This is a genomic window from Atlantibacter subterraneus, from assembly GCF_007570865.1.
Lineage (GTDB): Bacteria > Pseudomonadota > Gammaproteobacteria > Enterobacterales > Enterobacteriaceae > Atlantibacter > Atlantibacter subterraneus.
In genome coordinates, this window is record NZ_VLPS01000008.1 from 166,144 (window position 1) to 178,859 (window position 12,716).

10 protein-coding genes are annotated in these 12,716 nt (G+C 56.0%); 4 read left to right on the forward strand and 6 right to left on the reverse strand.

Going from position 1 to position 12,716, the window contains the following annotated elements; genetic code table 11:
- Positions 1–50: 50 nt before the first annotated feature.
- The 5 genes from FND52_RS15645 to FND52_RS15665 all read right to left on the reverse strand — a co-directional run bounded on the left by FND52_RS15645 (position 51) and on the right by FND52_RS15665 (position 4,125).
- Positions 51–815, reverse strand: a complete 765-nt coding sequence (locus FND52_RS15645; protein ID WP_144131745.1) for a GGDEF domain-containing protein — start codon at positions 813–815, stop codon at positions 51–53.
- A complete protein-coding gene (locus FND52_RS15650; protein WP_144131747.1) occupies positions 809–1,225 on the reverse strand; it encodes a DUF1987 domain-containing protein in 417 nt (138 codons plus the stop codon). The genes FND52_RS15645 and FND52_RS15650 overlap by 7 nt, the downstream gene beginning before the upstream one ends.
- Entirely contained in the window at positions 1,218–1,799 is a 582-nt protein-coding gene (locus FND52_RS15655) for a SiaB family protein kinase (RefSeq protein ID WP_225989951.1), read from the reverse strand. The genes FND52_RS15650 and FND52_RS15655 overlap by 8 nt, the downstream gene beginning before the upstream one ends.
- A 7-nt stretch (positions 1,800–1,806) precedes the next feature.
- Positions 1,807–3,027 (reverse strand): SpoIIE family protein phosphatase, encoded by a 1,221-nt coding sequence (locus FND52_RS15660; RefSeq protein ID WP_144131749.1) that lies wholly within the window; start codon positions 3,025–3,027, stop codon positions 1,807–1,809.
- 132 nt (positions 3,028–3,159) lie between these two features.
- Positions 3,160–4,125 carry an AEC family transporter gene (locus tag FND52_RS15665; protein ID WP_125292664.1) on the reverse strand — a complete coding sequence of 322 codons (966 nt, stop codon included), beginning with the start codon at positions 4,123–4,125 and terminating at the stop codon, positions 3,160–3,162.
- 866 nt (positions 4,126–4,991) lie between these two features.
- Here FND52_RS15665 and fdnG point away from each other — a divergent pair.
- From fdnG to fdnI, 3 genes are read left to right on the forward strand one after another with little or no spacing between them, the layout of a single operon-like run.
- On the forward strand, positions 4,992–8,039 hold the full coding sequence (gene fdnG / locus FND52_RS15670; protein WP_144131751.1) for a formate dehydrogenase-N subunit alpha: 3,048 nt from the start codon (positions 4,992–4,994) through the stop codon (positions 8,037–8,039).
- An 11-nt stretch (positions 8,040–8,050) separates the two neighbouring features.
- Positions 8,051–8,938 (forward strand): formate dehydrogenase subunit beta, encoded by an 888-nt coding sequence (gene fdxH / locus FND52_RS15675; protein WP_125292667.1) that lies wholly within the window; start codon positions 8,051–8,053, stop codon positions 8,936–8,938.
- Positions 8,931–9,572: a formate dehydrogenase-N subunit gamma gene (gene fdnI / locus FND52_RS15680; protein ID WP_125292668.1), complete on the forward strand. Its 642-nt coding sequence runs from the start codon at positions 8,931–8,933 to the stop codon at positions 9,570–9,572. Before fdxH ends, fdnI begins: the two co-directional genes overlap by 8 nt.
- Before the next feature lie 215 nt (positions 9,573–9,787).
- On the opposite strand, the gene FND52_RS15685 is transcribed toward fdnI, so the two are convergent.
- Positions 9,788–10,978: a BaiN/RdsA family NAD(P)/FAD-dependent oxidoreductase gene (locus FND52_RS15685; RefSeq protein ID WP_144131753.1), complete on the reverse strand. Its 1,191-nt coding sequence runs from the start codon at positions 10,976–10,978 to the stop codon at positions 9,788–9,790.
- Between the two features lie 227 nt (positions 10,979–11,205).
- Between FND52_RS15685 and pitA the strand changes: the two genes are divergently transcribed.
- Positions 11,206–12,702: an inorganic phosphate transporter PitA gene (pitA, locus tag FND52_RS15690; protein WP_125292670.1), complete on the forward strand. Its 1,497-nt coding sequence runs from the start codon at positions 11,206–11,208 to the stop codon at positions 12,700–12,702.
- The last annotated feature ends 14 nt before the right edge of the window (positions 12,703–12,716 follow it).

Genomic DNA, 12,716 nt, shown 5'->3' on the forward strand with positions numbered 1-12,716 from the left:
CGTAATATATAAACCAGCCGGCTGGCTAAAAAAGGAAAAACATCATCTGTTCAGGCTGAATAAATTTTGAGTGTCCGGGTTTCACAGACCCCGCGAAAAAAAGCATCGTGCAGCGCTACCTGATTTCGCCCCCGGTGCTTAGCAGAATAGAGCGCGGTATCCGCCGCGCTGTATAACGATTCAAAATCGCTGCCGCGTAATCCCAGGCTGACGCCAATACTGGCGGTCACCAGTTGATCCGGCAGCGCATCCAGCGGCGATGCGTTTAACGACGCGTGGATATAACCCGCCGTAATCATCGCATCCTCAACCCGCGCGTTGGGCAGCAAAATGGTGAACTCTTCGCCGCCTACCCGCCCGATGGCGGCAAATTCCGGCACCGCGCGGCGTACCCGGGCCACCAGCGAGCAAATCACTTTATCGCCCATCGGGTGCCCGTGTTCATCGTTGATCCGTTTGAAATGGTCGATATCCAGCAGGATAAGCGCCACGTTGCCCTGGGTGAGCGCCTGATTGATCTGATTGATGATCGCGCTGCGGTTAAACACCGCCGTAAGCGGATCGTGAGTGGCTTCATATTCCAGCTGTTTCGCCAGCTGTTGCAGTTGCTCATTGATGCGGTTTAGCTCGCGCTCCGCGCGGTCGCTGCGCGAAATCAGCCGGTAGGATTCGCGGATCAGGCGCTGATAGCGCAGTGCCAGCACCAGCAACTCTTCGCGGCAGGCGTCCGCAGGCAGCGTGACGTTAGCGGCGGCTTCCCGCGCCTCTTCCAGCACCGAAAATTCATCCCTGAACAGCTCGTTAATATCTAGCATGCGCTCAAATCCGCGATGGGCGTGACGTTCAGCGCCGGGAAATCAAGACTCAACTCCTGACCGAACTCTTCGGAAATATCATCCTCGGCGTCGTAATACCAGTGCAGATGGCACGGTTTACCGGCCTGGGCAAAGCGGTTCAGACAGTCGAATAATTCAAACAGCAGCTTGGTGCTGGAGCTGTTGAAGTAGCTCAGCGCCACGTGAATCTCCACGGACTGAGGCGCGGTGGCGCTCTCCTGTAGCCAGGCCTCAACCGCTTCCAGCAGCGGGCGAAAAAACGCGGCGGCGTTTTCAGGGTAGGCTTCGCCTTTCATCATCAGGCGGCAGGCCGCAAAGTCAAAATGGACTTCCGGCGTGGAGTGCGTGGCGGCAAGCGCAATGGACGGCGTTAACGTAGTATCAGTCATGGCAAAAGGTTGCCTTCAGGTGGAAGGCGGACAACGGGCTGGCCGCCAGTGGATGTAAGCGATATTCCAGCGGTTCGCTGGTGTCTCGCGCCATAGTCAGCAAGCCGATATTGGCCCCCTTGCTGGTCGGCGGCGCTTCGCTGCGCAAGCCCTGTTTCCAGGCCTGTTTGATTTCGTCCTGGGTCATGGTGCGCAAGACTTCCAGGTTGGTCTGGAGCAACGAGGACTCCTCCTCGCCCACCAGATTGGCGGTTTCCAGGTAGTAGTGACGATGATCGGTGTGCAGGCACAGCGAGCCGAAGCGCAGTTCTTCCTGGCCGGTACACAGATAGCGTTCATCTGACGAGTAGCGGACGATGTTTTGCCCCATCTCGACAAATACCGAAAACAGCCGACGGCGGATCGCCGAGGAGGATTCGTGCTTATCCAGCCAGACCCGAATCACCTCCCCCATCGCAATAATGTTCTGTTGGGAAAAATAGCCGGTATAAAACAGCGCGACGTCGCTGTGGCGCGACAGCCCGAACAGGGGCATCAGCACGGCTTCTTTTACCTGAATGTCGTTCATTTTCATCTGCATCTCACCAGCGAAAGCCAAACCATGTCATGTCGTCCCGGCACATCTGTTCGCCCTGCCAGCGTTTTAGCGCGGCCAGCAGCGCGTCGGAGCGTTGCGCCATAGGCCGCTCGCGCTCCTGCAACAGCAGCGCCTGGATTCGTTTTTTACCGAACATGATCCCGCGCTCGCCGCCTATCTGATCGGTGATGCCATCGCTGACAATCAGCAGTTGATCGTCGCGCCCGAGCGGGCACTGATGGCGCTGCCACTGATAGTCTGACGGCGTGTCGATGTAGCCCAGACCCTGGCGGTCGCCGTCGAGTACGGCCACCGCATCCGCGTCGCTCGCCAGTTGAAAAGCGTGCATCTGCGCATTGGCCCAAATCAGCTGTTGGTTGTCGGTGTCGACAAACAGCGCGATTGCGTCACAGCCGTCGTTGGACTGGCTTTTCTCGGCGCTGGGATGAAGCTGGCTCAGGGTTTGTTTAATGTGCTGATTGATGATGCTCAGCAGGCGCTCCGGCTCGTGGGGCGGCACCTGGGTCAACGCTTTTTCCAGCGCCGAGGAGAAAATAAAGGTCATAAACGCGCCCGGCACGCCGTGGCCTGTACAGTCCGCCACCACCTGGAGCCAGCCGTGTTCGAACGGGTAAAAGGCGTAGATGTCGCCCCCCACGCAGTCGCGCGGATGCCAGTACAGGCACCAGTCGTCAAGATGGCTTTCCATCGACTGGCGCGAGCGGTTGAGCATCGATTCCTGAATCACCCGCGCATATTCGATGCTCTGCATAATCTGCAGATGCTGCTTCGCCTGGAGTTCAGAAACGGTTTTAATCAGGTCGATACCCAGCCCAATACCTACATAATGGCCGTCGTCGGTAAGGATAAAGCCTTCCGTCACCGCCTTATCGCCGGTTTCGATCACCCGATCCGCCAGATAATCCAGCCCGGCGTCGGCTTCGACGATCAGCGGCGTTTTATCCATAAACGCGATGCAGCTTTTCTGATCGTATAGTTCATGAAAGAACGGGCGGCTCATCTGGGAGAGAAAAATATGGCGGTTAATCATGCCGATAGGCCGGTTCAGCTCCAGTACCGGCAGGCCAATCAGCGATTTATGGTGATTAAACAGCGCCATAACCTGTTGGTTATTGGACGAGGGCGTCACGTGCGGCACCACGATACGCAGCATCCCTGCGTTCAGCTCGCGTGACGAAGAAACCATTGCCAGAGGTAAATCCATGATGGGTGATGACTCATTACCGTAAGAATTATCTTAGGGTATGAGGCAATTGTGACAGTTTTATCTCAGCGGCGCGGCCCGGTTAAAATCAAGATAAAATAATCATTTAACCGAAATCACGCCGCGTCGTCGCTACTGATAAAAGCGCGCCATCATCAGCATCAGCAGTGGCGTGGTCACCGTGGAAAGCACCGTGGTCAGCAGCATGCTGGTCGCCGTCGCGCCCTGGAGCGCATTGAATTTTTGCGCCATCAGATAAACGTTGACGCCAACGGCCATCGACCCCAGTAGCACCACCACCTGGCTTTCCTGCTGCGGCAGATGCAGTAAAATCGCCGCGCCCCAGACCATCAGCGGCATGACGATTAATTTTAGAATGCTGATTGCCGCGCTTTCCCGCAAGCCGTGGCGGATTTTATAGCGCGCCAGGCTCATGCCCAGCGTCACCAGCGTCAGCGGCGCGGACACCTGGCCCAGCATGGTGACCGGCGAATCGATGATATACGGCAGCGGGCGATGCAGCAGGCTCCAGGCGAAGCCGGTAAAGATGCCGATAATGATCGGGTTACGCACCACGTTAAGCAGCGTTTTCACGATGCCGCGCAGAGAAAAACTGCCGCTTTGCGCCCACTCCACCGAGACCGTCACCAGCGTCCAGAGGATCAGGCTGTTAAACACCAGCACCAGCGCCACTGATGGCAGGCTGGATTGCCCCAGCAGAATAATCGCTACCGGAATACCGAGCATTACGTTGTTAGAGAAAATCCCGCCGAGGCTGAACACCGACGAGGAAACGGGATCGAGGTGAAACAGATGCTTCGCCACCAGCCGGCCAATAAAGTAGACCACGAAGCAACTGCCGAAAAAGGCGATCAACAAACGCATGTCCACCGGCGGGCTTTCGTAGAACTTGCTCATGACCTTAAACAGCATGCACGGCAACGCCACGGTAAAACAGAAGCGGTTAAGCCCTTCCGCCACGGAATCCGGCCAGCCGGCGAAGCGCCCAATGCCATATCCGGTTGCCATCAATAAAAACAGCGGTGCCGAAAGCACAACCTGATGCGAGAGTTGCCCAAAAAAGCCGATCGATTCCATTCTTATCCCTGCCTGAATCACGAAGTTGGTAATTTTTTAATCGTTTTTCGCCAGTATAAGGGATTCGGATCGGGGCGTCAGGTCGCGTTCTGCCTGGCGTAAAATTTTGGGCATTTGCCTGGCTGACGATCCCATCACGGCGAATGCCTCCTGATAAGAAAAATAACTGCTATCACGCTGAATCGAGTCACATTGCCGCGCTTCGCGGGTTTATTTTCCGGAATAAACGTTGATTTGCCCCGGCATTATCACCCGCTAACAGGCCGTTATTTTTTTAGATATTTACTGCAAGCCAGTTTTTTTAACAATTCATCGGCAATTAAAAAAGCAAAATGGATGAATAATTTACCTGCGAAAAATACTCCCTTTTAAGTATATTTTTTTGCGCAATAAAGCACGCCGTTTAATCGCTAAAAAATAGCGTTAAAGATTTCACTTAAATGCTTTAATTTTCATGACATTAACACGATAAAATTGTCACGTAGTCATTTAAACTTGTTGCGTCCGGCTATTTTTACCTCATGCTCAACATTTAATCCGATTTAACAACACTATTTGAGATCACAAAACCCCCACTCCTCTATAACACTCACCCTACAAATTGACCTTGAACAAAAATAGAACTTTTTGTCTGTGTTAATTTTCGCACGGCAATTTCTGCAATGTGGTGCTTTTCCAACACCCAACACCTGGGAAATTTCTCCGGCCAATAACTAACCATTAATGAGTAATTAATTTTAGTTAGCGGCGGGATTATTTAACTGGCATCACCCTTTACCAATAAACATGAACAGAAAAATAACGTCTGTTTTTGGTTAAGGAATGAGGTTCAAAACAAAAACATTCACCATCACATGGGGTAAACAATGGATGTGAATCGCAGGCAATTTTTCCGGATTTGCGCCGGTGGCCTGGCAGGTACCACCGTTGCCGCTCTGGGATTTGCGCCCAAAACGGCACTGGCGGGTATTCGCGACTATAAATTGTTGCGCTCTACCGAAACCCGCAATACCTGTACCTACTGTTCCGTTGGCTGCGGATTATTGATGTACAGCCTTGGCGACGGCTCAATGAACGCGAAATCCGCGCTGTTCCACGTCGAAGGGGATCCGGACCATCCGGTGAGCCGCGGCGCGCTGTGCCCGAAAGGCGCAGGGTTGCTGGATTACGTTCATAGCGAAGGCCGTCTGCGCTACCCGGAATACCGGGCACCTGGCTCGGATAAATGGCAGCGCATCAGCTGGGACGACGCCTTCAACCGCATCACGCGGCTGATGAAAGCGGACCGCGACGCTAACTTTATCGAGCAAAACGCGGCGGGCACCACGGTGAACCGCTGGACCACTACCGGTATGCTGTGCGCGTCTGCCGCCAGCAACGAAACCGGGATGCTGACCCAGAAATTCGCTCGTTCCTTAGGCATGGTGGCGGTAGATAACCAGGCGCGCGTCTGACACGGACCAACGGTAGCAAGTCTTGCTCCAACATTTGGTCGCGGTGCGATGACCAACCACTGGGTTGATATCAAAAACGCCAACGTCGTGATGGTGATGGGCGGTAACGCCGCTGAAGCGCATCCGGTGGGTTTCCGCTGGGCGATGGAAGCGAAAAACAACAATGACGCGACGCTGATCGTGGTCGACCCACGTTTTACGCGCACGGCGTCGGTTGCGGATCTCTACGTCCCTATCCGTTCCGGTACTGACATTACCTTCCTGTCAGGGGTTTTGCTGTACCTGATCGAAAACAACAAAATTAACGCCGAATATGTTAAGCACTACACCAACGCGAATCTGCTGGTGCGGGAAGACTTTTCCTTTGAGGACGGTCTGTTCAGCGGCTATGACGCTGAAAAACGTAAATATGATAAGACCACCTGGAACTATCAGTTCGACGAAAACGGCTACGCCCTGCGCGACGAGACGCTGACCCACCCGCGCTGCGTCTGGAACCTGCTGAAACAGCACGTTTCCCGTTACACGCCGGACATGGTGGAGAACATCTGCGGCACGCCGAAGGCGGACTTCCTGAAAGTGTGTGAAGTGCTGGCCTCCACCAGCGCCCCGGACCGTACCACCACCTTCCTGTATGCCCTGGGCTGGACGCAGCACACCGTCGGCGCGCAGAACATCCGCACCATGGCGATGATCCAACTGCTGCTCGGCAACATGGGTATGGCAGGCGGCGGCGTGAACGCCCTGCGCGGCCACTCCAATATTCAGGGTCTGACCGACCTCGGCCTGCTGTCCACCAGCCTGCCGGGCTACCTGACGCTGCCGTCGGAGAAGCAAGCCGATCTGGAAAGCTATCTGAAGGCCAATACGCCGGTCGCAACGCTGCCGAATCAGGTGAACTACTGGAGCAACTATCCCAAGTTCTTCGTCAGCCTGATGAAGTCGTTCTACGGCGATGATGCCCAGAAAGAGAACCAGTGGGGTTATGACTGGTTGCCGAAGTGGGACCAGGTTTACGACGCCATGAAGTACTTCGACATGATGGATCGCGGCGAAGTGAACGGTTATATCTGCCAGGGCTTTAACCCGGTGGCGTCACTGCCGGATAAAAACCAGATCGTCAGCCGCCTCAGCAAGCTGAAGTACCTGATTGTCATCGACCCGCTGGTTACCGAAACCAGTAACTTCTGGCAGAACCACGGCGACATGAACGACGTCGATCCGGCCAGCATTCAGACCGAGGTGTTCCGTCTGCCGTCGACCTGTTTCGCGGAAGAGGACGGGTCTATCGCCAACTCCGGCCGCTGGTTGCAGTGGCACTGGAAAGCGGCGGACGCCCCGGGCGAAGCGTTGAACGACGGGGAAATCCTCGCGGGCCTGTACCATCGCCTGCGCGAGATGTATCGCAGCGAAGGCGGCAAAGGCGTCGAGCCGCTGCTGAAAATGAGCTGGACGTACAAACGCCCGGATCATCCGGAATCGGCGGAAGTGGCCAAAGAGAACAACGGCGTGGCGCTGGCGGACCTTTACGATCCGAACGGCAACCTGCTGGCGAAGAAAGGCGAGCTGCTGAGTTCGTTTGCGCTGATGCGCGACGACGGCACCACCGCGTCTTCCTGCTGGATTTACGCTGGTAGCTGGACCGAGAAAGGCAACCAGATGGCGAACCGCGATAACAGCGATCCGTCCGGTCTGGGCAACACACTGGGCTGGGCCTGGGCATGGCCGCTCAACCGCCGCATCATTTACAACCGCGCGTCCGCCGATCCGATGGGTAAACCCTGGGACAGCAAACGCATGCTGATCAAATGGAACGGCAGCAAGTGGGTCGGGAACGATATCCCGGACTACAACACCGCCGCGCCAGGCAGCGGCACCGGTCCGTTTATCATGCAGCCGGAAGGGCTGGGCCGCCTGTTCGCCATCGACAAAATGGCGGAAGGGCCGTTCCCGGAACACTACGAGCCGGTGGAAACGCCGATTGGCACCAACCCGCTGCACCCGAACGTGATCTCTAACCCGGCGGCGCGCCTGTTGCCGGAAGACGCCAAACGTATCGGCGATCGCAGTGAGTTCCCGTATGTGGGCACCACCTACCGTTTAACCGAGCATTTCCACACCTGGACTAAGCATGCGTTGCTCAACGCCATCGCCCAGCCGGAGCAGTTCGTGGAAATCAGCGAAACCCTCGCGAAAGCGAAAGGCATCGCCAACGGCGATACGGTGAAGGTCAGCAGCAAGCGCGGGTTTATCCGGGCGGTTGCGGTGGTGACGCCGCGTTTGCAGGTTCTGAACGTGGACGGCAAGCAGGTTGAAACCGTAGGTATCCCGCTGCACTGGGGCTTTGAAGGCACCGCGCGCAAGGGTTATCTGGCGAACACCCTGACGCCGCCGGTCGGTGATGCTAACTCACAGACGCCGGAGTACAAGGCGTTCCTGGTTAACATTGAGAAGGCGTAAGGGGCGAACTCATGTCAATGCAATCTCAGGACATTATTAAACGTTCCGCCACCAACGGAATGACCCCGCCGCCTCAGGCGCGTGACTTCAAGGAAGAAGTCGCCAAGCTGATTGACGTCTCCACCTGTATCGGCTGTAAAGCCTGCCAGGTGGCGTGCTCGGAGTGGAATGACATCCGCGCTGAGGTCGGTCACTGCGTGGGCGTCTACGACAACCCGACGGACCTGACGGCCAAAGCCTGGACGGTAATGCGCTTTAGCGAAACCCGCGCCAACGGCAAACTGGAATGGCTGATCCGCAAAGACGGCTGTATGCACTGTGAAGATCCGGGCTGCCTGAAGGCGTGCCCGTCGGCGGGTGCAATTATCCAGTACGCCAATGGCATCGTCGATTTTCAGTCGGAACACTGCATCGGTTGCGGTTACTGCATCGCGGGCTGCCCGTTCAACGTGCCGCGCCTCAATCCGCAAGATAACCGGGTGTATAAATGCACCCTGTGCGTCGACCGGGTGAGCGTGGGCCAGGAGCCAGCGTGCGTGAAAACCTGCCCGACCGGCGCAATCCACTTCGGCACCAAAAAAGAGATGCTGGAAGTGGCGAGCGAGCGCGTGGAGAAGCTGAAAAAACGCGGTTACCCGCACGCGGGTATTTACGACCCGGCGGGCGTGGGCGGCACTCACGTAATTTACGTGCTGCACCACAACGACCAGCCGGAGCTGTATCACGGCCTGCCGAAAGATCCGCAAATCGATACGCCGATTAGCCTGTGGAAAGGGATCCTCAAACCGCTCTCCGCTGCGGGCTTTATCGCCACCTTCGCCGGTCTGATTTTCCACTATGTGGGCGTCGGTCCGAACAAGGAAGTCGATGACGACGAAGAGGAGGAGCACCATGACTAAGAAAAGTAAGATGATCGTTCGGACCAGCTTTATCGACCGGGCGTGTCACTGGACGGTGGTGATCTGCTTCTTCCTGGTGTCGTTATCGGGCATTGCGCTGTTTTTCCCGACTCTGCAATGGCTGACGCAAACCTTCGGGACACCGCAGATGGGGCGTATTCTGCACCCCTTCTTCGGCGTGCTGATCTTCTTCGCGCTGATGTTTATGTTTGTCCGCTTCGTCAGACATAACATCCCGGATAAGCAGGATTTGCCGTGGCTGAAGAACATTGTGGAAGTGCTGAAAGGCAACGAACACCATGTAGCGGACGTGGGCAAATACAACGCCGGGCAGAAAATGATGTTCTGGAGCATCATGAGCATGATTTTTGTGCTGCTGGTGACCGGCATTATTATCTGGCGTCCTTACTTCACGCACTTCTTCCCGATGTGGATCGTGCGCTGGAGCCTGTTGGTGCACGCGCTGGCGGCCATCGTGCTGATCCATGCGATCCTGATCCATATGTATATGGCGTTCTGGGTCAAAGGATCGATTAAAGGCATGATCGAAGGCAAAGTCAGCCGCCGCTGGGCGGCTAAACACCATCCGCGCTGGTATCGCAAAGTTCAGAAAGCGGAAGACGCTCAGGAGTAACGAGCGGGTTTGACAAGTAAAACGGCGCCTTAATCAAGGCGCCGTTTTTATCCCTGCATAAACACCACCTCCTGAGGAGGTGGTCAGCAACCATTTTTGGCTTTGCCTTATTGTCTTTGGATTTAGAATGTTCAGCGCAGGCAGAGACTTTTTATCAGAACTTTTAGTACGCCCCTCGGGGGCGCAATCAATGCCACCTGCTATGCAGGTGTTTTTTACTCACTCAATGCCTGGGCGCAGGCCCATGCCGATGCCCAGGCCCACTGGAAGTTATATCCGCCCAGCCAGCCGGTCACGTCCACCACTTCACCGATGAAATAGAGCCCCGGCACATTGCGGGCTTCCATGGTGCGCGAGGAGAGCGCGTGGGTATCGACGCCGCCCAGCGTGACTTCAGCGGTGCGATAGCCTTCGGTACCGTTCGGTTGCACCTGCCAGGCGGTCAGCAGTTCGATTAACGCCTCCTGCTGACGGACATTAAGCTGCTTCAGGGTACAGTCAGGGATTTGCCCCATCTGCTGAAGGATCTCGATCAGCCGCTTCGGCAGCTGCATCGCCAGGGTGTTTTTCAGGCTCTGATTGGGATGCGCGTTGCGCTGCTCATCAATAAACGCATTCAGGTCGCAGTCGGGAAGAAGGTTAATGGTGACCTTTTCCCCCGGCTGCCAGTAGCTGGAAATTTGCAGAATGGCCGGGCCGGATAGCCCGCGGTGGGTAAACAGCACGTTTTCACGAAAAACGGTGCCGTCCTGGGCGCTAACCACCGACGGCACGGAGACGCCGGACAGCACCTGGAGCGACGCCAGCAGCGGTTTATGCAGGGTAAACGGCACCAGTCCGGCGCGGGTCGGCAATACCTTCAGACCGAACTGTTCCGCTACTTTATAGCCAAACGGCGACGCGCCCAGCCCCGGCATCGAAAGCCCGCCGCTGGCGATCACCAGTTTTGGCGTCCGCACGCTGTCGCCATTAAGCGCCAGCAGGTAGCCCTGCTCGTCGCGCTCGATGCTCAGCACTTCGCTACGCAAGCGCAGTGTGACGTTGCCTTTCTCGCACTCCGCCACCAGCATATCGACGATTTGCTGCGCCGAGTCGTCGCAAAACAGCTGGCCGAGGGTTTTCTCATGCCAGGCGATCCCGTATTTGCCCACCAGATCGATAAAATCCCATTGGGTGTAGCGCGCCAGAGCGGATTTGCAGAAATGCGGATTGGCGCTCAGGTAGGCCGCCGGTTCGACATACAGATTGGTGAAGTTGCAGCGCCCGCCGCCGGACATCAGGATCTTGCGTCCCGGCTTTTTGCCGTTGTCGAGAAGCAACACCCGTAAACCCGCCTGCCCGGCCTGCGCCGCGCAAAATAACCCCGCCGCGCCTGCGCCGATAATCACTGCATCAAACTGTTCCACACCCTGCTCCCCTGAAAGTAAGGCTGCGAATTGTAAAGTTTCTTAGCTGGTCGCACCAGCAATATGCCCCTGCAAGAATGCAGCCACTTGTTTTTTAAAGGGTAAATCTTTTCAATCGTTGACGTTAAGCGACGTGGCATCAAAAAAAGTCTATATTTCACTTTGCCCCTGCCGCGAAAGTCCCTGATAATGCGGCGCGTTCATGTCCTCAAGATGGCGTAACGTCTATGCTACATTTATTTGCCGGCCTGGATCTTCATACCGGCCTTTTGCTTTTGCTTGCTCTGGGCTTTGTCCTGTTTTATGAAGCCATTAATGGTTTTCATGACACAGCGAACGCAGTTGCAACCGTAATCTATACGCGAGCGATGCGTTCGCAACTGGCAGTGGTCATGGCAGCGGTGTTTAACTTCCTCGGCGTTTTGCTGGGCGGGTTAAGCGTAGCCTATGCCATTGTTCATATGCTTCCCACCGATCTGTTGCTTAACGTAGGTTCCGCACATGGCCTGGCCATGGTGTTCTCTATGCTGCTGGCGGCGATCATCTGGAACCTCGGTACCTGGTATCTGGGTCTGCCAGCGTCCAGTTCCCACACCCTGATTGGCGCGATTATCGGTATTGGTTTAACCAACGCCCTGATGACCGGCACGTCAGTGGTGGATGCGTTAAATATCCCGAAAGTGATCAACATTTTCGGCTCGCTGATTATTTCTCCTATTGTCGGTCTGGTGTTCGCAGGCGGTCTGGTGTTTTTGCTGCGTCGCTACTGGAGCGGCACCAAAAAACGCGCCCGTATCCACCTGACGCCTGCCGAGCGTGAGAAAAAAGACGGCAAGAAAAAACCACCGTTCTGGACCCGTATCGCGCTGATCCTGTCAGCCATTGGCGTGAGCTTCTCTCACGGCGCTAACGACGGCCAGAAAGGCATCGGCTTGATCATGCTGGTACTGATTGGCGTGGCCCCGGCGGGATTCGTGGTAAACATGAATGCCTCTGGCTACGACATCACCCGTACCCGCGACGCCATCAATCACGTTGAGAGCTATTTCCAGCAGCACGGTGAAGCCATCAAACACGTGATTGATATGAATCCGGTGATCCCGACGCCGGAAGAGGTGAAGAGCCAACCGCAGGAATTCCACTGTGACGCTAACCGCGCCATGCTGGCCCTGCAGCGCGCCAAAACCATGCTGACCGGCCTTGAGAGCTACGACAAGCTGAGCATTGAAGAGCGCAGCCATATGCGTCGTATGCTGCTGTGTATCTCTGATACCGCCGACAAAGTGGCTGGCCTGCCGGAAACCTCTAAAGATGACAAACGCTACCTGAAAGAGCTGAAAGCCGACCTGCTCTACACCATCGAATACGCACCGGTGTGGATCATTATGGCGGTAGCGCTGGCATTAGGTATCGGCACCATGATCGGCTGGCGTCGCGTCGCCACCACCATCGGTGAGAAAATCGGTAAGAAAGGCATGACTTACGCTCAGGGGATGTCGGCGCAGATGACCGCGGCGATTTCTATCGGGGTAGCGAGTTATACCGGTATGCCGGTCTCCACCACGCACGTACTGTCGTCGTCCGTTGCGGGCACCATGCTGGTTGACGGTGGCGGATTGCAGAGCCGCACGGTGAAAAGCATTCTGATGGCCTGGGTGTTCACCCTGCCGGCCTCAATTGCCCTCTCCGGCGCGCTGTACTGGATTTCGCTGCACTTTATCTGACAGCGTTAAATATC

What these genes read in the sequence shown, in the direction of transcription:
- FND52_RS15645 (WP_144131745.1), bottom strand. Translation starts at nt 815, where the DNA reads ATGCTAGATATTAACGAGCTGTTCAGGGATGAATTTTCGGTGCTGGAA.
- FND52_RS15650 (WP_144131747.1), bottom strand. Translation starts at nt 1,225, where the DNA reads ATGACTGATACTACGTTAACGCCGTCCATTGCGCTTGCCGCCACGCAC.
- FND52_RS15655 (WP_225989951.1), bottom strand. Translation starts at nt 1,799, where the DNA reads ATGAAAATGAACGACATTCAGGTAAAAGAAGCCGTGCTGATGCCCCTG.
- FND52_RS15660 (WP_144131749.1), bottom strand. Translation starts at nt 3,027, where the DNA reads ATGGATTTACCTCTGGCAATGGTTTCTTCGTCACGCGAGCTGAACGCA.
- FND52_RS15665 (WP_125292664.1), bottom strand. Translation starts at nt 4,125, where the DNA reads ATGGAATCGATCGGCTTTTTTGGGCAACTCTCGCATCAGGTTGTGCTT.
- fdxH (WP_125292667.1), top strand. Translation starts at nt 8,051, where the DNA reads ATGTCAATGCAATCTCAGGACATTATTAAACGTTCCGCCACCAACGGA.
- fdnI (WP_125292668.1), top strand. Translation starts at nt 8,931, where the DNA reads ATGACTAAGAAAAGTAAGATGATCGTTCGGACCAGCTTTATCGACCGG.
- pitA (WP_125292670.1), top strand. Translation starts at nt 11,206, where the DNA reads ATGCTACATTTATTTGCCGGCCTGGATCTTCATACCGGCCTTTTGCTT.